Source organism: Marinomonas atlantica (assembly GCF_001639725.1).
Taxonomy (GTDB): domain Bacteria; phylum Pseudomonadota; class Gammaproteobacteria; order Pseudomonadales; family Marinomonadaceae; genus Marinomonas; species Marinomonas atlantica.
The window spans coordinates 1-20566 of sequence record NZ_LTAW01000016.1 but is presented as its reverse complement, the minus strand read 5'-3'; the positions used below and the strand labels follow the sequence as shown (position 1 = coordinate 20566).

The 20566-nt window shown below is 45.1% G+C and carries 18 protein-coding genes; 6 read left to right on the top strand and 12 right to left on the bottom strand.

What is annotated here, in order from left to right; all coding sequences use genetic code 11:
* Positions 1 to 6 precede the first annotated feature (6 nt).
* Together AYW75_RS18010 and xseA are read right to left on the bottom strand one after the other, a co-directional pair.
* Complete coding sequence (locus tag AYW75_RS18010) at positions 7 to 894, bottom strand: EamA family transporter (RefSeq protein WP_067102545.1); 888 nt, start codon at positions 892 to 894, stop codon at positions 7 to 9.
* A gap of 79 nt (positions 895 to 973) precedes the next feature.
* Positions 974 to 2308, bottom strand: a complete 1335-nt coding sequence (gene xseA, locus AYW75_RS18005) for an exodeoxyribonuclease VII large subunit (RefSeq protein WP_067102542.1) — start codon at positions 2306 to 2308, stop codon at positions 974 to 976.
* Positions 2309 to 2399: 91 nt separating this feature from the next.
* On the opposite strand from xseA, the gene guaB reads away from it, so the two are divergent.
* Positions 2400 to 3866 (top strand): IMP dehydrogenase, encoded by a 1467-nt coding sequence (gene guaB, locus AYW75_RS18000; protein WP_067102539.1) that lies wholly within the window; start codon positions 2400 to 2402, stop codon positions 3864 to 3866.
* Positions 3867 to 3966: 100 nt separating this feature from the next.
* Positions 3967 to 5544 carry a glutamine-hydrolyzing GMP synthase gene (guaA, locus tag AYW75_RS17995; protein WP_067102537.1) on the top strand — a complete coding sequence of 526 codons (1578 nt, stop codon included), beginning with the start codon at positions 3967 to 3969 and terminating at the stop codon, positions 5542 to 5544.
* 196 nt (positions 5545 to 5740) lie between these two features.
* Here guaA and AYW75_RS17990 read toward each other — a convergent pair whose 3' ends face one another.
* From AYW75_RS17990 to AYW75_RS17980, 3 genes are all read right to left on the bottom strand, one after another.
* Complete coding sequence (locus AYW75_RS17990; protein WP_067102534.1) at positions 5741 to 6031, bottom strand: DUF1330 domain-containing protein; 291 nt, start codon at positions 6029 to 6031, stop codon at positions 5741 to 5743.
* Positions 6032 to 6098: 67 nt separating this feature from the next.
* Positions 6099 to 7148: an aldo/keto reductase gene (locus AYW75_RS17985; protein ID WP_067102531.1), complete on the bottom strand. Its 1050-nt coding sequence runs from the start codon at positions 7146 to 7148 to the stop codon at positions 6099 to 6101.
* 46 nt (positions 7149 to 7194) lie between these two features.
* A complete protein-coding gene (locus tag AYW75_RS17980) occupies positions 7195 to 7779 on the bottom strand; it encodes a flavodoxin family protein (protein ID WP_067102529.1) in 585 nt (194 codons plus the stop codon).
* Positions 7780 to 7893: 114 nt separating this feature from the next.
* Here AYW75_RS17980 and AYW75_RS17975 point away from each other — a divergent pair, with 114 nt between their 5' ends.
* Positions 7894 to 8799 (top strand): LysR family transcriptional regulator, encoded by a 906-nt coding sequence (locus AYW75_RS17975; protein WP_067102526.1) that lies wholly within the window; start codon positions 7894 to 7896, stop codon positions 8797 to 8799.
* Positions 8800 to 8884: 85 nt separating this feature from the next.
* Here AYW75_RS17975 and AYW75_RS17970 read toward each other — a convergent pair whose 3' ends face one another.
* On the bottom strand, positions 8885 to 9778 hold the full coding sequence (locus AYW75_RS17970) for a LysR family transcriptional regulator (RefSeq protein WP_197478976.1): 894 nt from the start codon (positions 9776 to 9778) through the stop codon (positions 8885 to 8887).
* Between the two features lie 116 nt (positions 9779 to 9894).
* Here AYW75_RS17970 and AYW75_RS17965 point away from each other — a divergent pair, with 116 nt between their 5' ends.
* Positions 9895 to 10767: an aldo/keto reductase family oxidoreductase gene (locus tag AYW75_RS17965; protein ID WP_067102520.1), complete on the top strand. Its 873-nt coding sequence runs from the start codon at positions 9895 to 9897 to the stop codon at positions 10765 to 10767.
* 267 nt (positions 10768 to 11034) lie between these two features.
* Here the strand turns inward: AYW75_RS17965 and AYW75_RS17960 are convergent, their stop codons facing one another.
* The 3 genes from AYW75_RS17960 to AYW75_RS17950 all read right to left on the bottom strand — a co-directional run bounded on the left by AYW75_RS17960 (position 11035) and on the right by AYW75_RS17950 (position 14378).
* On the bottom strand, positions 11035 to 12270 hold the full coding sequence (locus AYW75_RS17960) for a type II toxin-antitoxin system HipA family toxin (protein WP_067102517.1): 1236 nt from the start codon (positions 12268 to 12270) through the stop codon (positions 11035 to 11037).
* Positions 12263 to 12538: a helix-turn-helix domain-containing protein gene (locus AYW75_RS17955; RefSeq protein WP_067102512.1), complete on the bottom strand. Its 276-nt coding sequence runs from the start codon at positions 12536 to 12538 to the stop codon at positions 12263 to 12265. Before AYW75_RS17955 ends, AYW75_RS17960 begins: the two co-directional genes overlap by 8 nt.
* Before the next feature lie 721 nt (positions 12539 to 13259).
* Positions 13260 to 14378, bottom strand: coding sequence for an FAD-dependent monooxygenase (locus tag AYW75_RS17950; RefSeq protein ID WP_067102509.1), 1119 nt, complete (start codon positions 14376 to 14378; stop codon positions 13260 to 13262).
* 103 nt (positions 14379 to 14481) lie between these two features.
* On the opposite strand from AYW75_RS17950, the gene AYW75_RS17945 reads away from it, so the two are divergent.
* Positions 14482 to 15375: a LysR family transcriptional regulator gene (locus tag AYW75_RS17945; RefSeq protein ID WP_067102506.1), complete on the top strand. Its 894-nt coding sequence runs from the start codon at positions 14482 to 14484 to the stop codon at positions 15373 to 15375.
* A gap of 54 nt (positions 15376 to 15429) precedes the next feature.
* On the opposite strand, the gene AYW75_RS17940 is transcribed toward AYW75_RS17945, so the two are convergent.
* From AYW75_RS17940 to AYW75_RS17930, 3 genes are all read right to left on the bottom strand, one after another.
* On the bottom strand, positions 15430 to 16644 hold the full coding sequence (locus AYW75_RS17940; protein WP_067102503.1) for an MFS transporter: 1215 nt from the start codon (positions 16642 to 16644) through the stop codon (positions 15430 to 15432).
* A 318-nt stretch (positions 16645 to 16962) separates the two neighbouring features.
* Positions 16963 to 17928 (bottom strand): LysR family transcriptional regulator, encoded by a 966-nt coding sequence (locus AYW75_RS17935; RefSeq protein ID WP_067102500.1) that lies wholly within the window; start codon positions 17926 to 17928, stop codon positions 16963 to 16965.
* A gap of 334 nt (positions 17929 to 18262) precedes the next feature.
* Positions 18263 to 19177, bottom strand: coding sequence for a SphA family protein (locus tag AYW75_RS17930; protein ID WP_082856589.1), 915 nt, complete (start codon positions 19175 to 19177; stop codon positions 18263 to 18265).
* A 435-nt stretch (positions 19178 to 19612) separates the two neighbouring features.
* On the opposite strand from AYW75_RS17930, the gene sfsA reads away from it, so the two are divergent.
* Complete coding sequence (gene sfsA / locus AYW75_RS17925; protein ID WP_067102497.1) at positions 19613 to 20317, top strand: DNA/RNA nuclease SfsA; 705 nt, start codon at positions 19613 to 19615, stop codon at positions 20315 to 20317.
* The last annotated feature ends 249 nt before the right edge of the window (positions 20318 to 20566 follow it).

The following is a 20566-nucleotide window of genomic DNA, read 5'->3' as shown; positions in this document are numbered from 1 at the left end:
ATGGGACTAATGCGTTTGGCGGTGGCGTAAGCGAGCGCCAAACGTGTTCATCAACAAGCCAATCAATACCACAGAAATCCCTAGCCATTGCTGATGGCTGATACTCTCACCGAGTACAACGGCCGCAGATGTCAGCCCTACGACAGGCACGCCTAATGACAAAGGGGCGACTGTGCCTGCACTGTAGCGAGACATAAGATAACTCCATAAGCCGTAGCCTCCGAGCGTTGCCACGAGAGTCAAATAGACTAATATGGCTAAGGTTGTCCAATTTATCTCGACAATGTTGGACCACATAACGCTTGGGGAGTCGACAAAATACGATGAGATAAAAAAGGGCAGCGCAGCGAACCATGCACTCCAGACAATTAAACTAAGATCCGCTTGATAACCTTTTTGAATGATGGCTTTGGTGGCGATATTGCCCAACGCCCAGCTTGATGCGCCCGCTAGAGTGAGCGCAAAGCCGATTACGGTCATACTGGTATCCTCACCATCGGCACCAATGATGGCTAACCCGCCACAAGCGACTGCAATGGCCAGGATTTGATAAGGCCGTACCACTTCTTTAAGCAGTAAGACAGAAAACAACAGTGTGAAAATGGCTTGTGATTGCAGCACCAGTGAGGCAAGCCCTGCAGGCATACCAAACATCATAGCGCTGAACAAAAAGGCAAATTGACCGAAATTAAGCGTTAAAGCATACGCGAGCCACCATTTTAACGGTGTTTTAGGCCGTGCAAAGAAACAACAACCGACCATGGCCAATAGTAGGAAGCGCGCACCGCCGAGCATCATCGGGGTCATAGCGTCCAACCCTAAGCGGATGACTACAAAGTTGAATCCCCATGCAAAAATGATGAAGAGTCCGAGTAGCAAATCTTTTGCAGTCATGGTGTGATTCCTTATCTGTGTTGAGCAATCACTTTACTCAGTTTGCCGCCACAGCAACAGACACTGTGGCGAATGGCGATTATTTGGCTTCACAGTCGATGGTGCCATCTGCGACACGAACTTTAATGGCATCACCTGTTTGGACATCTTCCACGGAGCGAACCACGTGTTTGCCTTTGCTGGCAATCGCGTAACCACGAGACAAAATATCCAAAGGGCTGACTAAGTTTAATTTAGCCACCACATTGGCAAAGCGATCTTGTTTTCGGTGCAGGTTTTGCTCCAATGCTAAACGCATACGTTGTTGTAACGCCTCGATGCGTTCCTGATGCGATTGAATCTTTTTAATGGGAGCGGCGTACATTAAACGCTGTGACACATGTTGCTGCGTTACCTGACGTTGTTTCAATTGGCTCTGTAGGGCACTTTGTAAACGCTGTTTGCTCTGCGTGAGGCGCTGTTGTTGCTGTTCTATTCGCTCTTTAGGGTGACGAATACGCCGGATCAAAAAGTCTAAGCGCTGTTGGTGCTGTTGCAGGGTTTGTTCAAAGCGGCGTGTAAACAGATGCTCAAAATGTGTAATTTTCTGCTCTAGGTTACGTATGTCTGGGCTGAGTAGCTCCGCCGCTGCAGTAGGGGTTGCTGCTCGCACATCGGCAACGAAGTCGGCAATGGTAAAATCCACTTCGTGACCCACAGCGGACACCACTGGCGTCTTTGCCTTGAAAATGGCGCGCGCAAGCGCTTCGTCGTTAAAGCTCCAGAGATCCTCCAGCGAGCCACCGCCACGCCCGACAATGATCGCATCGAAGTGACCGCTTACATCAGCTCGCTCAAGCTGCTGGCGTATATTGACCGCGGCACCATTGCCTTGAACCAAGGTAGGCAGAATGGTCAGTTCCGTGAGTGGGAAGCGGCGTTTGAACGCAATCACCATATCCTTCACCGCGGCTCCTTTCGAAGAAGTGATGATGGCGACTCGCTCAGGGCGGCTAGGTAACGGTTTTTTATGTGACTGTTCGAATAAACCTTCTGCTTGTAGCTGGTTCTTTAAACGCTCAAATGCAGCTTGTAATGCGCCTTCACCAGCGGCCTCCATCCCTTCGACCATCAGCTGACAATCGCCGCGCGCACCATAGAAGGTAACGCGTGCGCGCAAACGCACCATGTCACCGTCTTTGGGCTTAAATTTGACCGCCATGTTCTTGCCTTTGAACATGGCGCAGCGGATTTGAGCGCGATCATCTTTGAGGGAAAAATACCAGTGCCCAGAGCTCGGACGCGCCAAGTTAGAGATCTCTCCCTCTACTAATATCCAAGGTAAACTGGCTTCTAGTAGTTGCTGAATCTGGCGGTTCAATTCCGAGACAGTGAAAGTAGGTTCTGAACTGTGCAAAGTTGTAAAGTTTTTCATCAATCTCACTTGGTTTTGATTTACCGATTCATAATGTTGGAGTAGAATTACTTGCCATCTTAAACCCAGTTGGCATTGGAAATTCCCTATTATGTTACGAATTGCACAAGAAGCATTAACGTTTGATGACGTATTGCTTATCCCCGGCTATTCTGAAGTTCTGCCTAATGATGTAAAGCTTAAAACGCGCATCACAAAGGACATCGAACTTAATATTCCTCTTGTTTCTTCTGCCATGGACACGGTGACAGAACACCGCATGGCGATAGCCTTAGCCCAAGAAGGCGGCATGGGCATTATCCACAAAAACCTAACGATTGAGCAACAAGCAGCGGAAGTTCGTCGCGTTAAAAAATTCGAAAGCGGCATCGTTACGGATCCAGTTACGATTCACCCGACTGCAACCGTCCGTGAGTTGATGGAAGTAACGGCCGCAAACAACATTTCTGGTGTACCTGTTGTAGAAGGTAAAGACCTCGTTGGTATCGTCACCAGCCGTGATGTTCGTTTCATCAAAGATTTCGACAAAACTGTTGCTGATATCATGACACCAAAAGAGCGTCTAGTAACTGTACTAGAAGGCGCATCAAGCGGCTCTATCCGTAAACTATTGCACGAACACCGTATTGAAAAAGTACTGGTTGTGAACGAGCAGTTTGAACTACGCGGTATGGTCACTGTTACTGACATCAATAAAGCGCAAACTTTCCCGCTGGCATGCAAAGACGAAAACGGCAGTCTTCGTGTTGGTGCCGCAGTGGGTACCGGTGCAGATACTGGCGATCGTGTTAAAGCACTAGCGGAAGCCGGCGTTGACGTGATTGTTGTTGATACAGCACATGGCCATTCTAAAGGTGTTATCGATCGCGTACGTTGGGTAAAAGAAAACTTCCCTCAAGTACAAGTAATTGGTGGCAACATTGCTACGGCAGAAGCAGCGATTGCGTTGGCTGACGCGGGTGCCGATGGCGTTAAAGTTGGGATTGGTCCAGGCTCAATCTGTACAACACGTATTGTTGCAGGTGTGGGTGTTCCTCAAATCAGTGCGGTAGCGAACGTTGCTGCGGCGATGAATGAGCGTAATATTCCAGTTATTGCTGACGGTGGTGTACGTTTCTCTGGTGATATCGCTAAAGCGATCGCAGCCGGTGCAAGCGTAATCATGGTTGGTGGTTTGCTTGCAGGTACCGATGAAGCACCAGGTGAAGTGGTTCTATTCCAAGGTCGCTCATTCAAAGCTTACCGTGGTATGGGCTCGCTAGGTGCGATGTCTCAGTCTCAAGGTTCTTCTGATCGTTACTTCCAAGATGCGAGCAGTGGCGTAGAGAAACTTGTTCCTGAAGGCATTGAAGGTCGCGTACCTTCTAAAGGCCCTATGGCGGCTGTTGTACTTCAATTGATGGGCGGTGTCCGTTCTTCAATGGGTTACACTGGCTCAGCAGACATCGAGACAATGCGTACGAAAACGCAATTCTCTCAAATTACCGGTGCAGGTATGCGTGAGAGTCACGTTCATGACGTGACCATCACTAAAGAAGCACCAAACTATCACGTTTAAGCGCTGATAGATTAAAACCAAGATGGGGCGTAGTTTCTGCGTCCCATCTTCTTTTTTTTTGAACAGCTCTTACTGGGTAGGAGCGAAGGACTAGCTAACAATGTCGCAAGATATCCACGCTCATAAAATTCTTATTCTTGATTTTGGCTCTCAATACACGCAGCTGATTGCGCGTCGTGTACGTGAGATTGGTGTTTTCTGTGAAGTTCGTGCGTTTGACATGGACGACCAAGAGATCATCGATTTTGATCCGAACGGTATCATCCTAGCAGGTGGTCCTGAGTCGGTTGCAATGGAAGGTTCTCCACGTGCCCCTGAAAAAGTGTTCACACTGGGTGTACCTGTATTGGGTATTTGTTACGGCATGCAAACCATGGCGGAACAAATGGGCGGTTCAGTTCAAGGATCTGAAATTCGTGAGTTTGGTTACGCACAGATTCGTACCCACGGTGACTTCTCTTTACTAGAAGGCATCGAAGACCACATTGCTAATAATGGCGTACCATTATTGGATGTGTGGATGAGCCACGGCGATAAAGTAGACAAAATGCCTGAAGGCTTCTCATTGATGGCTTCTACAGAAAGCTGTCCGATTGCTGCCATGGCCAATGAATCGAAAAAATTCTACGGTCTGCAATTCCACCCAGAAGTAACACACACGCTACAAGGTGGCCGCATCCTATCGCGTTTCGTTGTTGATATCTGTCAGTGTGAAACCCTATGGACGCCAGCGAACATCGCACAAGACGCGATCGAGCGCATGCAAGCGCAAGTAGGCGATAAGAAAGTGCTTTTGGCACTGTCAGGTGGTGTTGATTCATCTGTTGTCGCCGCGTTGCTTCACAAAGCCATCGGCACACAGCTTACCTGTGTCTTCGTTGACAACGGTCTGCTTCGTTTAGGTGAAGGCGATCAAGTAATGGCCATGTTCAAGCAGAACATGGGTGTTAACGTGATTCGCGTTGACGCGGAAGACTTATTCCTTGGCAAACTGAGCGGCGTATCTGACCCAGAAGCGAAACGTAAAGTGATTGGTAATACCTTCATTGACGTGTTTGATGAAGAAGCGACAACACTGACGGAAGTCGAATTCCTAGCGCAAGGTACGATTTACCCTGACGTCATCGAATCCGCAGCGGGTAAAACCGGTGGCGCGCACGTGATTAAATCGCACCACAACGTTGGCGGCCTTCCAGAAGACATGAAGATGCAACTGGTCGAGCCACTACGTGAGCTATTCAAAGACGAAGTGCGTAAGCTTGGTCTAGAGCTAGGCCTACCGTACGACATGGTGTACCGTCACCCATTCCCAGGACCAGGTCTTGGTGTGCGCATCCTTGGTGAAGTGAAGAAAGAATACGCCGACATCCTACGTCGCGCGGATGCTATCTTCATCGAAGAGCTACGTAACGCAGGCTGGTACGAAAAAACAAGCCAAGCGTTTGCTGTCTTCCTACCAGTGAAATCTGTGGGTGTTGTAGGTGATGGTCGTCGTTACGAATACGTGGTTGCGTTACGTGCTGTAGAAACCATCGACTTCATGACAGCGCGTTGGGCACACCTTCCATACGATCTACTAGAGAAAGTGTCTGGTCGTATTATCAACGAAATCGAGCACATTTCTCGCGTGACTTACGACGTGTCGTCTAAGCCACCTGCTACGATCGAGTGGGAGTAGGGCTGGCTATAAATAGCGATTAAAGCCTTTAGAAGATAAATGAAAAGCCAGCCAGTATTACTGACTGGCTTTTTTTATGAATTATTATCGATAGGTTACGAATTTGTATTTTTGGCTCCAGAATATGCCGCAGTTTTAGCAGTGTTTATATCCAAATCAAAGGATTGACAGTTATATCGCAAAGGCTTTGATGGTCTTATTCAACCCCTTCAACAAGAACAAACGTGCCAGTAGCCGCCTGGGCACGTAACTTTTTCGCGGCCTGATAGCTGTCACTGTAATAAAAGCGTTTAGCCTCGGCAAAAGAGGAAAATTCAAAAATCATATGCTCATGGTGAGCTTCTCCTTCGAGATTTTCATATTGCCCAGTCCAAGCCACAATCTTGGGATTGAATGGTTTGACTGCGGCTTCAGCCGCTTTACCGTACTCCGCATATAAATCAGCATTAGTGACGGTAAGGTGTGCGATAAGGTAGCCTTTAGACATGGTATTACTCCTAACTGTTTTCAGTGTTGATAATTATAAAAAGCGACGTAAGCTAATATTTTCTAGATTAAACTTGGAGCTCTGATGATGGCGGTTGACGGTACTCATTTTGCTGGGCAATCATCCAGCCGGGATAGTAAGGTGGTAGGGCACTGACGTTATCAAGACGCGCTAACTCGTCAGTACTTAATACAACGTTACAAGCTCCGAGATTATCTTCAAGTTGTTCCATACGTTTCACACCGGTAATCACACTAGTGACCGCCGGACGGCTTAATAGCCAAGCTAACGCAATACGACTCACAGACACTCCTTTAGCCTGGGCAATGGAGCGCATCTCTCTAACACATTGCCAAGCTCGGTCTAACTCTACCGGTGGAAAGTTGAAGTTGTTGCGTCTCGCTCCTTCTTCCGTGGGTGCTCCGGGACCGAATTTTCCAGACAATAAACCGCCCGCCAGTGGTGACCATACGAGTAAGCCCAATTTCTCTTCACTCACCAGAGGCATCAACTCACGTTCAAGATCACGTCCGGCAATAGAGTAATAAGCCTGCAGTGTCTGAATTCGGTTGGTATGTAGTGCTTGGCTTAAGCCCAAAGCTTTACCGATACGACCTGCGTTCCAGTTTGAAACCCCGACATAGCGCACCAAACCCTGATGGATTAGATCATCTAATGCCCGCAGTGTTTCTTCTATCGGTGTGATCGGATCACTGGCGTGAATTTGGTAGAGATCGATATGATCTAGTTGCAACCGTTCCAAACTGCGTTGAAATGAGTCCATAATATGGCCTCGTGACGCGCCGTTCTGATTGGGCTTTGGCCCCATCAGCCCACCGGTTTTCGTTGCAAGAATAACTTCATCGCGTGGTATGCCGAGTTCTTTCAGTGCTTGTCCAACCACCCGTTCTGACTCACCGTGAGAATAAATATCAGCGGTATCGATGAAATTAATACCGGCATCGAAAGCACGTCCAATCATGGCATTTGCTTCATTTTGTTTTACGGCACCAATATTTGACCACTTACCTGCATCATCATTGCCCCCTAAAGTCATGGTGCCGAGACAAAGCTCAGAAACATAAAGCCCGGTTTGACCAAGTTGGTTATACTTCATGTTTTTCTCCTTGCTTTAAAATTTATCAATTTCGGCATAATACAGCTCATATAGAGTTTGACTGGCGCAACTGCCTAGCCACTGAGACCACTCGAGCAGCATAGCGGCTGGCTGTTTCCAGATCCCCTATGAGCATTTCTTCAACTGGCGCATCGGCAGGCGTTTGTCCCATAGGGGCGATGTAGGATCCTAGCCAATTGGGGTCGTTCCGATCAGACGTTTTTAGGTTAGCGGGTTTGATATCCATACTGACCCAGATACCACCATGCTGCGCGCCAAGGAGTACAAAATAATTGAGTGTGTTGAGCTTATCTCCATTGATACTTGCACTAGTCGTAAAACCGCCGAAGATTTTGTTTTGCCAACGGTTTTCAAACCAAGCTTTGGAGGAGGAATCAGCGAACTTCTTGAACTGCCAACTGGGGCCTCCCATATAGGTAGGAGAGCCAAAGATAATGGCATCAGCATTATTTAACGCTTCCCAGTCTTGCTTGTTTATCTCTCCATCTTGATCAATGCTAATTAGTGTTGCTCTGGCACCTTCGGCAACTGCCTCGGCCATTCGTTTTGTGTGACCGTAGCCAGAGTGATAAACAACGACGCTATTTACAGGATAATTATGTTCTTTCATTACAAGTTCCTCAGTGAAAATTATTTATTGATAACAGATGAGACTAGATTATTGGTTTAATTAAGGTAGATAAAGTAGTATAAAAATAACTAACTGTTATGGATTTTGGTAACAATGAAGAATCTCAATGTTTTAACTATTTTTTGTCGAGTGGCAGAAATGGCCAGTTTTACCCGCGCCGCCGAAGCACTGGGTATTCCTAAAGGTCGGGCCTCTGTATCCGTTCGCGATTTAGAAAAAGAATTGGGAATTGCATTATTTCATCGCACCACGCGTAGAGTTCAACTGACAGAGGATGGTCAAGCATTTTATAAGCGTGCAGCCGATCTTCTGGTTGAAGCGCAAGAGTTGGAAATGATGTTTGTTGCCAAAGAAGCCTCTTTGGTGGGGAAATTAAGAGTCGATATGTCAACCGAAATGGCTCGAAGTGTCGTGATCCCTGCTATTCCTCAGTTACTTTCTACGCACCCAGAACTTGAATTGGAGCTTTCCAGTACGGACCGACGAGTCGATCTAGCGCGTGAAGGCTTCGACTGTGCTATTCGTTTTGGTCCTATTGTGGATGAAACGTTAGTGGCGTTACCATTGGGCCGACTGCGGATGATTAATGTTGCCAGTTCTGATTACTTGCGCCGTCATGGCACCCCCCATACACTAAATGACCTCATAACTCATGGGCATAAAATGGTTCATTACAGCCCAACTCTGGGTGGTGAAAAAGGTGGTTGGGAATATCCTGATAAGGACGGTTATAAATCGCTTATGTTGCCGGGGGCAGTACAGGTAAACAATGTGCAAGCTTATCATGAATGCGGGTTGGCTGGGGTTGGGCTTATTCAGGCAGGGCAACCCGCTCTTAATGGTCATATAGAAAATGGGAGGCTGGTGGAGGTCTTACCAAATCTACGCCCTGAGCCACTTATTGCATCCTTAGTCGTTACTCATCGGCGTAATCTATCAAAACGAGTTCGGTGTTTTAAACAGTGGCTAGAAGAGATATTAGAACCGTATCTTGTTTAGGGAGTGTTACTTTCTCTTTATTGGTTAGAAAACCAGTTTCGTTTATTTCAACCTTAACGTTTGAGCCGAGTAGGCAGACGCATTATTAATTTATATCCCTACTTTTTACAAAATCAATAAATGTCCGTAAGGGAGTTGGCACCAATCTTCGACCAGAATAATACAAATACGGCCCGCTAAAAGACAACCACCAATTTTCAAGAATAGGTTCAAGTTGCCCTGAATCAAAATAGGGTTGTAACCATTCCTCAAACAAATAAACAACACCGGTGCCAGCAACCGCAGTATCAACAGAAAGATCTACAGCGCTACCTATATTAACCACTAAAGGACCTGAAACGTTGACCTCTATAATTTTATTATCGTTCTCAAATTCCCAAGTATTGGCTACCCCCGAACGAAATCGCCCCGTTAAACAAGGATACTTTAATAAGTCGCGAGGGTGAGTTGGTCGACCTAATTTATCTAACAATTTAGGTGCAGCGGCTAACGCATATCTCTGTTGGCGTGGGCCAATAGGAATAGCGACCATATCCTGTTCCAGTCGCTCGTCATAACGAATACCAGCATCAAAACCTGCATCAATAATATTGATAACATTACTTTCCGCCGTCACTTCAAGTTCAATATCAGGATAGGCTTCCAAAAATGCAGGGACAATGGCTGGCAGTATTAATTTTACAGCACTAACAGGTACGTTAAGACGAAGTTTACCCGCGGGTTTATCACGATATAGATTGACCATATCTAACGCCGAATTAAATTCACTCATAATAGGATTCATACGTTCTAACAAAACCATACCTACTTCCGTAAGGACAACACTGCGAGTATTACGATGAAACAATCGCACTCCCAATTCCTCTTCTAAGCGTCGTATGGCATCACTTAAACGTGAAGCACTCATATTTTCTACTCTTGCCGCCTCACGAAAACCGCCGGCTTTGGCAACAGCAACAAATGCCGCGATATCATTCATAGGTGACTTAATTGTTCTAAATCTCGCACAATATGTCCTAATTAAATGGATTGTCGCACAAATTAATCAGACCTAGAATAGATTATCTACTCAACATTTCACATAGGAAAATCACCATGGTTAACATTCAACAGGCTGGCACATTTAAGCTCGGTAATAAAACAATCAACCGAATGGGTTACGGTGCTATGCAGTTGGCTGGCTCCGGCGTTTTCGGTCCACCTAAAGATAAAAAAGAAGCTATTGCTGTCCTTCAAGCCGCAATAGAAAGTGGTGTTAACCATATCGATACCTCTGATTTTTACGGCCCACATATTACGAACCAAATTATTCGTGAGGCGTTACACCCTTATAGTAAAGAACTTGCATTGGTGACTAAGGTTGGTGCTCGTCGCAATGAGAAAGGCGAATGGTTGCCCGCTTTTTCAAAGCCTGAACTTATTCAAGCCGTACATGATAATCTAACCAACCTTGGCATAGAACAAATCGAGGTAGTCAATCTGCGAGCTATGTTTGATGCTCATGGCCCAGCCGAAGGCTCTATTGCAGAACCATTATCCGTACTGGCCGAGTTACAAAAAGAAGGTCTGATACATCACTTAGGTGTCAGTAATGTTACTGCAAATCAAATTGAAGAAGCACGCAGTATCGCGCCAATTGTTTGTGTACAGAACCAATACAATCTAGTGCATAGAAGAGACGATGCACTTATTGAACTGCTAGCAAAAGAAGGCATTGCCTATATACCTTTCTTTCCACTTGGCGGCTTTACACCATTACAATCATCTATTCTAGAAGAAGTTGCGGTATCGCTAAACGCCACAGTAATGCAAGTCGCTTTGGCTTGGTTGCTTCAGCGTTCAGCTAATATTCTATTAATACCAGGAACATCTTCAACTAACCATTTACAACAGAATTTAGCCGCAGCGGAGTTGATTTTACCGAGTGAGGCCATTGCCAAATTAAATAAAATTGCTGTTAATATCTAAAAAATCTGAATTTTGGTATAGCGTGATTTTTTCATAGCGAGTTCTCCCTGATTCACTCAGTGTATGCAGAAGAACTCCAAAATGGTATGCCACTATTTAGGGGGTGATTACAGGTCGATCAAATCGATAAAATGAGGCTAATTAAATGGACCGTCCTTTACTACTGTTCCGATAGCATGGGCTGATGACTCTTTATTTTTCGTTCTTAATAAATATGATATGGGAAGGTAGGTTGATAAGTTATGGTGAATTTGATTTATTTTACACTTACAGCGCCTTAAATTTTTCTATCATATCCTTATCTATTTCCTTGATGAGACTATGTGACAAGCCCAGATGTTTGGCCTCATGACTAAACGAGCGTGTTGTTTCAAATATTTCCTCTGCCATAACCATGATCGCTTTCTTTGAAGACAATCCCGACTGAGCCGCTAACTGATCTAGTGCGCTCTTTGGCGTTCGACCATTACCACCAAATGCCGTCATATGTTCTTTGTAAGGGTTGGGACTATAAACAATGTCGTAAAAAGGAGATAGCATCCAGTTATCGGTGTCACTGGCAAGGAAACTGAAATTCTTACTGTGATCATCTTGGTTAACCGTTAGGTAATTAAACATGCAGCGCTTAATGAGCTTCTGAGATTCAGTGACACTACACATGATGCGCGACGCTTTAACTAAATCTACATAGTCCATAGAAGGCTCTCGAAACGCCGCATCTAACAACCCGCACGCAGAAATCATATGGATTCGACCGCCTTGTTCAGTGCAATCAAAGCGTTCCTGCTCTAGCCAAAATCGTCCATTACCCGCATCAATTAAATCAAAGTTGGGAACCTCAATGCCGACATTTCGGGCCATCTGCATGTAGCAATATTCGACTAATGATTCAGAGTGCTTCAAGTCAAAATTTTCAGATGTCAGCTTTACGATCAGTTTTGTTCCTAGTGCGTCATCTAATGTTGAATATTGCCCATTCGATAAACGTGTAACATTCATTTTGGGTCTAGCACCACCCGATCCGCCAGTATTCATCAAGTGCTCAAGCAAAGCAGACTCGGTGCCTTCAAACTCTTCAATCGCAGCTCGGCCAAGGGTAATGATATCAATTGACTCCTTGGACTCATCAAGTAAGTCTAATTCAGGTTCATAGCTCAACGCCCCCATACACCTTTCACCGAGGTAAGCCAAACGCTCTAGGGCGGTAACTTCCTTTGGGTTACGGTCGTTCAGTCTAAATACGCGATCCATGAGATAAAGACCCCAACCATCAGGGAGACTATCTCCAAAAACCCCATGAACGCCGTAATGTGGTTCTCTAGGCGCCACTTGCAAGCTTGTATCAGCCTTTAAATTGAACGGAGCCAGAGACGTTGAGTGAGCGCCTAAATAAGCCTCATCAAATTGAAAGAAGCTTTGCTTACTATTCTCAACGAGCTTGCCGACAAGTATCTTTTCACCTGTGCTAAGCGTTCGTTTTACGGTTAGGGCTGATTTAAGCATGTCGAAGAACATCCTCTATTGATTTAAATTCAGGCTCAGACGACTTTGTCAGCTCTTTCACTTTTTTCAAGTCACCGACTGTTTCATAAAGCATGAGGAACTGACGCAATGAGATGTTGCCAGATGACTCAAACTTTCGGATCGTCGCGTAAGGCACGCCAGAGAGATCTGCCATCTTCTGAACGCTGAGTTTATCTTTCTTCCGAGCGGACTTGATAAACTCTTTGAGATCCATTTGCAAATCATAAGCGGTATAAAGAGATAACATACATGCCTCTAAGATTGTTACTATGATGTCAATTATATCGTAAATTATGTTTTTAATGTTATTATTGTGGCAAATATAAAATATATGATAATCATTGCTTCATTAAAATGAATGACATAAAAACCATCACTGTGGCTGTGTTTTATTACTACTATAGTGACAAATTAACGATTTTTTTAGTATAAGTTTGAAAGGCGGTACGAGTGTACAAGAGTGCCGAGCGTCACAGGCAGCAGAGGTCAAGGCAGAGAGTATGCGTTGGTCTGTGGTACAGGCTGAAGAGGGCCAATCCGCAGTGCGTTGATTGCCCTCTGAGGAGCGGCAAGAGCGGCGCCGCGAAAAGTTTGAGATGTAAGGTGGATAGAGTTGCATCGCGTCCGCGAATGCTTACTACCGAAGAGAAGCAAGAGCTGCGTCGTGATATGCAAGAATCCTCAGCTTAGGCCAAAGCGGAACTAAAACGTCGACGAACTGCAAAAAATCAAAAAAATCTGTGCATGGTATAGATGATGGTATCGAGAAAAACCACCTTTCTAACTAGCTGTTATATTGATGGTTTTTCTTTTGATTGATATTCGAGTGGGAATAATTCAGCGTTAGGTAACACCTTGCACTGAACAGCAATAAACACTCTCAAGCCCGCTATCTAGCGGGCTTTTTGTTGTCTGTTGGTCAGGCGATTGATGTAAAGCACTCCCAGTCCACTTTTGCTTTTGTGGTGCTAAGGCTTGTGTAAGCCTTGCATGTAGAGTTCGCTCAGTTGATGCGCCGATATACTGGGTTTGGGCTCGGTTGGTTGTGTTGTTTGGTGAAAAATCTGCTGTGCGACTTGCCTGCCTATCTGCTGGGTCATCGTCGTTTTATGGATGCGATCTTTATAAAACCCCGTTAATAGGTCATTAAGGGGCTTTGCTTCATTAAGGCGTTGCGATAAGTGCCAAGCATCTTCGAGGGCTTGGCCGGCACCTTGTCCAGAGGTGGGTAAAGGGGCGTGGGCGGCATCTCCTATGATGACAAGGTTGTCTCGGTGCCAGTAGGGGAGAGGGTCGAGGTCGTGTACAAAGATTCGTTTTAGGCTATTGGGGCGAGACGTTCTGAATACCAGTTGAATCTTGGATGGCCAATGTTGGAAGCGTTGCTGCATTTCCTCATACCAACTTTCTTCGAGTCTAGAGCGGTCGAGTGCGCAGGGCCATGCGGCGGCCCAATAGCATTGCTGATTGGCAACGGGAACAATGCCAAAGCGTTCGCCGTTTGCTCGATAGTCATGAATGGCCTGTTCGAATGGCTCCAAGTCTATATCGCTAATGCCGATGATATTGATAAAGCCTTGATAAACAGCTGAGGCGGAGTCTTGATACAGCTGATGGCGAGTCGGGGAGTACATGCGCCCATCGCAGCCGACAACGAGATCAAATTGCTGCTGTAACAGCGGAATCTGCTCCGTTGTGATGGGGGTGTTAAAGTGTATGGCTACATCATGTTTTTTGAGTTGGCTCGCCAGTATTTTAATAAGATGTTGTCTTAATACGGTGAAGGTGGGCAAACCGCAAAGGTCTTCTAATGGTCCGATGTCAAATTGATTGACGAGCGTCGATTGCGGGTCAAATTGACGTACAAATCTCGGTCGACCGCAGTATTTCTGGCATTCATCCATCAGCCCTAGTTGTTCAATGACAAAGGTGGCGTTAGGCCACAGTGTCACGCCCGCTCCAATCGTAGAGTAGTCTTTGTTTTGCTCATATAACGTCACTTGAATACCTTGTTTTCGAGCCAAGATGGCGAGCGCTAAGCCTGCCACCCCTGCGCCTATAATGGCCATGTGTTTCACTGTTTTCATCTTTATGTTCCGAGTTGCTACGAGATAAGGTGATTGTTACAGGGGGATTGAGTAGGATAAACGGGCTGATTTTGGTTTGTTTGTCCCATTAAATGAGATAGTTGTGTTAGAAAATATTGAGTTACAGTGGCTGCTTAGCTTTCAGAAGGTTTATGAACAGCTGAGTTTTAAACGTGCGGCGGAGTCACTTCAGTTGCCTAAATCGAATGTGAGTCGTCACGTGGCTTTACTGGAGCAAACGTTAAACGTCCGACTGTTAGAGCGTACTACGCGAAAAATGATTGCGACCGAAGCGGGTGAAAGGTTTTACCACAATCTATCGCCTCTCTTGATTGCCATGGGGGACATGCTGCACGAAGCGCATCAAAATGGCGATGTCATTGTGGGGCATTTAAAAGTGATTACCCCTGACTTGCCATTTTTAGCGGAGGCGATGGCCGAGTTTTGCCATCAACATCCGAATATTCAGCTAAGCTGCGATACCCAACTTGATCCAGAAGAAGGGTTATTGGAAGGTTTTGATGTTGTTATTCGCTTTGGCCGTGGCGCAATAGAGGATTCAGGCTGGGTGGCAAGGGAGTTAGTGCGATGGCCGAGTTGTGTTGTAGCGTCTCCTTGTCTCTTAGAGCGATGTCCTAAGCCTAATTCAGTCTCTGAGCTGAGTCGGCATGCTTGTATTACCAGCTTATCAGTATTGCAAGGTATGCCATGGCAGTTCAAAAAAGTAGGAGCTGTCAATGTGGTGTCTTGTTATAAGGTCAATAGTGGTCATATGGCAAAGGCGGCCGCGCTTAAAGGGTTGGGGTTTGCAATACTGCCTGAAGAGGCTTGCCGTAAAGAGTTGGATGAAGGAACGTTAGTAAAAGTCGATTTATGGGAAGATGAACCGGAAGACTTGGTGTTATACGCCCTCTATTCGGGGCGCAAATACCCATTGGCAAAAGTGAAAGCGTTTCTCGATCATATTCAGTGGGTGGTTCAGCGTTCTCACGCTTGAACTCGTCTACGCAAGAAAAGGCTCCCAGCATCTTATGTTGGGAGCCTTTTACTATTATGCGGTTACCGCATTCAAGCGTGGGACGGGTTTGTCATTAATAGGCAGATGGATCAGTGCCGAGATAAAGGCGAGTACTACGGCTGACCACCAAATCGGATCGTATGATCCGTAGTAGTCGTAGATTACGCCTCCGACCCATGCGCCCAAGAAACTGCCTATTTGGTGTGCGAAAAACACCAATCCGTATAGCGTTGATAAGTACCGTGCACCAAATATCTGACGCACTAAACCGGAGGTAATTGGCACTGTTCCTAGCCAACAGAAACCGATTGCTGCACCGAAGATAATCGCCGACATTTCGGTGGTCGGTAGCATTACAAACGTGGCGATTACAACCGTACGCACCAAGTAAAGAGCTGCCATCACATAGTGTTTGCTGTAGCGGTCTGCCATAGCACCCCAGAAGTAAGACCCAACGATGTTAAAGATACCCACATAAGCTAGTGCCATGGCCGCCGTTGAGGGCGGTAAGTTTTTATCCATCACGTAGCTGGGAAGGTGAGTGGCAATAAACATGACATGAAAACCGCAGACAAAAAAGCCAGCAATAATTAGCCAGTACCCTTTGTGTGCAAACGCTTCTTTCAGGGCTTCTTTTATTGTCTGTGTATCTTCGTGTACAGGGTGCCCTGAGCTGTCTTCTCGCTTTGCCGTATTGATAAACACTGCAAACATGATCATGAAGCTACACATTACAGCGAATATTTGCAGGGCACCTTGCCAGTCATAGGTGCTCAGCAAAGATTGCGCACCAGGGATCATAGCAAACATGCCAAATGAGCCTGCTGCTGTGGTTAAGCCAAAGGCTTTCGCAGCATGTTGTGCGGGAACCACTTTAGCCACGGCACCGAGTACGATCACGTAGCTGGTAGCACTTAGACCAAACCCTACTAGCATACCTAATGATAGATATACTACTGTTGTCTCTGTGGTGATTGACGTTAGGTACAGACCTAAAGCGTAAGAAATAGCACCTAAAATGATGATGCGCTTTGGACCCCAACGGTCGGCCGCCATTCCCACAAATGGTTGGAACATGCCGAACAGTAAGTTTTGCAATGCTATAGCAAAGCTAAAGAACTCTCGTCCCGTCTGAAAGTAGTCGGAAATAGGCGTCATGAAAATACCAAAGGATTGCCTGATCCCTAGGCTGGTAATCAAAATCCCTATGCCCAGCCAAACTAGGAGTGGAAATCGGAAAGTAAACATAAATTGCTCTTAATAATGCCTATGGTGATGAGATTGCCCTTTATTTAGCTCGGTAGGGGGCAAGCTCAGTGCCTTAGCGAAAGTGGATAGAAACAGCGCTCAGCTACTGGATTGGCGGAGTGTAGAGAGTATCCTGGGGGGACTCAAATGATAAAAAGTGAAGTAATACATGCATAATATGCATGTATTAAAATGGTGCGTTTGAGGTGCTTTTAGCCCAGTTTTTGGGCTTTTTGGCGGGATTGTGAGATGGCAAAATTGTTATCATTAGTGCTTTATGATGGCGTTTCAGTATGATCAAGGCGCATATACGAAAGATTACTTAGGTAAAGCTGTGGTATCAGCATCCAGCCCCATATCAATCACACGTTTAGCGATTAGCTTGCTGCACTCTTCTTTTACAATACTCCTTAACCATTCCTGTGCAGGTGAGTGATCACAGCGAGGATGCCAAATCATTGAATAATCAAACGGTGTAAAATGGAAGGGTAGAGGTTTTACCGTCAGGTCATAACGCTCTGATACTAAGTAGGCTAAATCAGCGGGTACTGTGATAATTAATGGCATTGTGTCGACAATGGCCAGTGCAGCTTCTAAATGATATGCCCTAAGCACCATACGTCGTTTAGGATGGCCTTCGAGTGCTTGTTCTATAAGCGATTTTACCCCATCACTAATGGCAATCATGGCATGAGGAAAATGCAAATAATCTTCCAGACACATTTGTTTATCGGCTAATGGATGATGTTTAGAAACAAGACACGACACACCAACACGTCCGAGCTCTCCATATTGTAAGGAGTCAATAGAGTATATCGGACGACAAATAGCTAAATCAGCTCGGCCGTAGGTGAGTTGTTCTTTCAAATGCTCGTCTTGGAGTGGCAGAAACTCAAACGCAACATTAGGCGCTTCCTGATATATACGAGGTAATGCAAACGGTAAAATTGTTTGCATCGCATAATCTGTTGTGACAATGGTGAAGGTTTGGTCACAAGACTTGGGGTCAAATTCAATGGGGGACAAGAGTTGTCTAAGAGACCCAATAGGCTCGTCTAGTGCCTTATTTATAGATAAGGCTTTTTCTGTTGGAACTAGATGCTGGCCTTGACGGGTAAACAAAGGGTCAGACAGCAAGCTGCGCAATCTACCCAGAACACGGCTCATTGCAGATTGACTCAAGTTCAAGCGTTCTGCAGCTCGGCTGACACTGCGCTCTTCAACCAGAATTTGCAACGCCACTAACAGATTTAAATCCCGACGATAAATCTCTTCTACTTTCATATCCAGCCTTAAGTACTCCAACAATATTGACAGTGTAACCAATAAATTATCGAAAACATTGCTAAGTTGAATAACTTTAATACAAACAACGTGCCGACCTTTCTAAAATTCAATACGACTTAAGCAGACGCTCCATGTGCGTGAGGTCTGAAGCTTGTTCACAACAATAATGGTTGTGTAGGGCGTTGTTATATAAATATTTAACTATGCAGTTTACAGAGGAAGGCCTGCTTTGTGTTCGATTGTAGCTGAAGGGGGGTTGCGGGGAGTAATAAAGGCAGAGTAACGGCAATAGAAAGGGGGGACTATTGCCGTTGTTCACTTACATTAGAGATTAAAAGCTTTGCGAGACTAACAGTGCGGCGGTATAGCCTTGTGTTCTGTTTTTTGCATCAAGCTCTGTGTAAGCATGGAATGATACAAAAGGTAAACCTGGGCGGAAGAAGCTTAGCTCTGGGCCTACAGCGAAGGCTTCTGCACGATTACCGTCTATCACGTTTGGACCTTTATCATCCGTTAGCTGCTTATAGTAAAAACCACCCAGTCCTAGTGTCCAAGCGTCAAAGTTTTTGCCCACGGCAAACTCATGTCGATATTCGGTGCCGCTGGTGTAGTTGGTATCTTTATTTTCGGTATTAATATCTAGCTGAAAGCTAGACGATACTTCGAAACCAGACTCGGTCATATAGGTAAAGTTGAATGCAGGAGAAAATGTATAGTGGTTCAGGCCTGTCGTAATAGTGTCGTTCTTATCGTAATGGCCAGTTGGGATTTGTATTTGTAGTTGGGTATTCGTGGCTAAATTAGGAGATGGGTGCCATTGGAGAATGTATGGAATAACTTGAATGTCTCCGAGACCGGTATCCTTGCCATTAATATTGATAGGTGTATTTGGAACCATGCCATCAATTTTAAGCTCTAAAAAAGGTACTACAATACCGTAACCATAGCTGGCATTTTGGAATGTCTTTTCCGTCATTTTTATATAAGTTAGAGAGAGTGCTTTAACGGATTGAGAAAAATCCGTCAGGTTTTCATCTCCGTTAGCATTGAGGTTTTTGTTCGCATTGTAATATGAACTACGGATAGAGAAATTGCCAATATCGGTGACAGGTGGCATAAAGCCTGCACTAAACCCATAAATGCCTGGAGCTGTGGAGGGCGCTCCATTCTCTGTTGCAAGGGCTGAGTGTGATACCAGAAGGCTGGCGCCTATTCCAATAAGTGCACTTAGATTAGATGCTTTCATGTGTTCCTCTTTATTTTGTTTTTTAGTTTTTTGGGGAGAGCATGTAAGCAGAATGGCAAGAATAAAGAGGGGGCTCATATCCTATATAGGATAGTTGGTATATTTAATTGTTATAAGCTTTAACAATTGCGATCAATTGTTTTCATAATAGGTTGTTCTTGGCGGGCTATGAGGAAAGTTTCCTGCTGCATCCATGCAGCGCAAGTTTTATCCTTAATAGGAGACAGAGCCCTCATCCTGAGGGCTGAAGCAATCCGTTGCTCTCTGTCTGAAATCTAATATAGCGCCCACTCATTTTTTGTGCATCTCTAAAAAATGAAACGCTTGCCTTAGATCAATCAGATGTTTGATATTCTATAATGTGCTGCTTAAATTTTAGCTTGGTGATTTTCGTCACTTGTAAAAAATCCCTTTTTTCATAAGGACATTCTCATTATGCAGTTTCCTACGTTAATAGAAGGCAGATTACTCAAACGCTATAAACGCTTTTTGTCCGATATTGAGCTTCCTAATGGGGAGGTCATCATCGCCCATTGTCCTAACACAGGTTCAATGCGTCGATGCCAACAAGAGTATGCACGTGTTTGGGTGTCAAAAAGTGATAACCCAAAACGTAAGCTGGCCTATACATGGGAACTTGTTGAAGTGGATGATGAACATCTTGCTTGTATCAATACGGGGTTACCAAACAAGGTTGTAGGTGAAGCGATACTGCAAGATCTTATTCCCGAGCTGTCTGGTTATACCTCACAAAAAGCGGAGGTTAAGTATGGTAATAGTAGTCGTATAGATTGGCTGCTGAGCAGTGAAGAAAAGCCGCTTTGTTATGTTGAAGTAAAAAATGTCACGTTGTTAGAAGAAGATGGACAGGGATATTTTCCAGATGCTGTAACGGAGAGAGGTAGAAAACATTTATATGAACTTGCTGAAATGGTGAAAGCAGGGCATAGAGCAGTTCTGATGTTCTGTGTATCGCATACTGGGATTGAATCGGTTAAACCGGCTGCACATATCGACCTTAAGTATGCAGAAGCTATAAAGGAGGTGGTAGAGATAGGGGTTGAGGTATTGGCTTATCAGGCACAAATCACACCACAAAGCATTTCTATTACACGTAAGTTACCGGTCAATTTAGGCTAGATGTGAGGCATCATTAGAAGCAGGGTGGCGATTAGTACGTTTTATGAACTGTTTTATGGTGGCGGTGATTGTTTATTAAGCAAATTTGGCGCTATTTAAAAGAATGATGCGTTTTTATTAAATTAATTTAAAAACCGCTTGCACTGAAAATTCAGATGCGTATTATACGCCTCCACTGACACGGACAACGCTTCACAACAACGAAGCGGTAACGAAGTCAGACGCTCTTTAAAATAGATAATCAGATAA

What these genes read in the sequence shown, in the direction of transcription:
- AYW75_RS18010 (WP_067102545.1), bottom strand. Translation starts at nt 894, where the DNA reads ATGACTGCAAAAGATTTGCTACTCGGACTCTTCATCATTTTTGCATGG.
- xseA (WP_067102542.1), bottom strand. Translation starts at nt 2,308, where the DNA reads ATGAAAAACTTTACAACTTTGCACAGTTCAGAACCTACTTTCACTGTC.
- guaB (WP_067102539.1), top strand. Translation starts at nt 2,400, where the DNA reads ATGTTACGAATTGCACAAGAAGCATTAACGTTTGATGACGTATTGCTT.
- guaA (WP_067102537.1), top strand. Translation starts at nt 3,967, where the DNA reads ATGTCGCAAGATATCCACGCTCATAAAATTCTTATTCTTGATTTTGGC.
- AYW75_RS17990 (WP_067102534.1), bottom strand. Translation starts at nt 6,031, where the DNA reads ATGTCTAAAGGCTACCTTATCGCACACCTTACCGTCACTAATGCTGAT.
- AYW75_RS17985 (WP_067102531.1), bottom strand. Translation starts at nt 7,148, where the DNA reads ATGAAGTATAACCAACTTGGTCAAACCGGGCTTTATGTTTCTGAGCTT.
- AYW75_RS17980 (WP_067102529.1), bottom strand. Translation starts at nt 7,779, where the DNA reads ATGAAAGAACATAATTATCCTGTAAATAGCGTCGTTGTTTATCACTCT.
- AYW75_RS17975 (WP_067102526.1), top strand. Translation starts at nt 7,894, where the DNA reads ATGAAGAATCTCAATGTTTTAACTATTTTTTGTCGAGTGGCAGAAATG.
- AYW75_RS17970 (WP_197478976.1), bottom strand. Translation starts at nt 9,778, where the DNA reads ATGAATGATATCGCGGCATTTGTTGCTGTTGCCAAAGCCGGCGGTTTT.
- AYW75_RS17965 (WP_067102520.1), top strand. Translation starts at nt 9,895, where the DNA reads ATGGTTAACATTCAACAGGCTGGCACATTTAAGCTCGGTAATAAAACA.
- AYW75_RS17960 (WP_067102517.1), bottom strand. Translation starts at nt 12,270, where the DNA reads ATGCTTAAATCAGCCCTAACCGTAAAACGAACGCTTAGCACAGGTGAA.
- AYW75_RS17955 (WP_067102512.1), bottom strand. Translation starts at nt 12,538, where the DNA reads ATGTTATCTCTTTATACCGCTTATGATTTGCAAATGGATCTCAAAGAG.
- AYW75_RS17950 (WP_067102509.1), bottom strand. Translation starts at nt 14,378, where the DNA reads ATGAAAACAGTGAAACACATGGCCATTATAGGCGCAGGGGTGGCAGGC.
- AYW75_RS17940 (WP_067102503.1), bottom strand. Translation starts at nt 16,644, where the DNA reads ATGTTTACTTTCCGATTTCCACTCCTAGTTTGGCTGGGCATAGGGATT.
- AYW75_RS17935 (WP_067102500.1), bottom strand. Translation starts at nt 17,928, where the DNA reads ATGAAAGTAGAAGAGATTTATCGTCGGGATTTAAATCTGTTAGTGGCG.
- AYW75_RS17930 (WP_082856589.1), bottom strand. Translation starts at nt 19,177, where the DNA reads ATGAAAGCATCTAATCTAAGTGCACTTATTGGAATAGGCGCCAGCCTT.
- sfsA (WP_067102497.1), top strand. Translation starts at nt 19,613, where the DNA reads ATGCAGTTTCCTACGTTAATAGAAGGCAGATTACTCAAACGCTATAAA.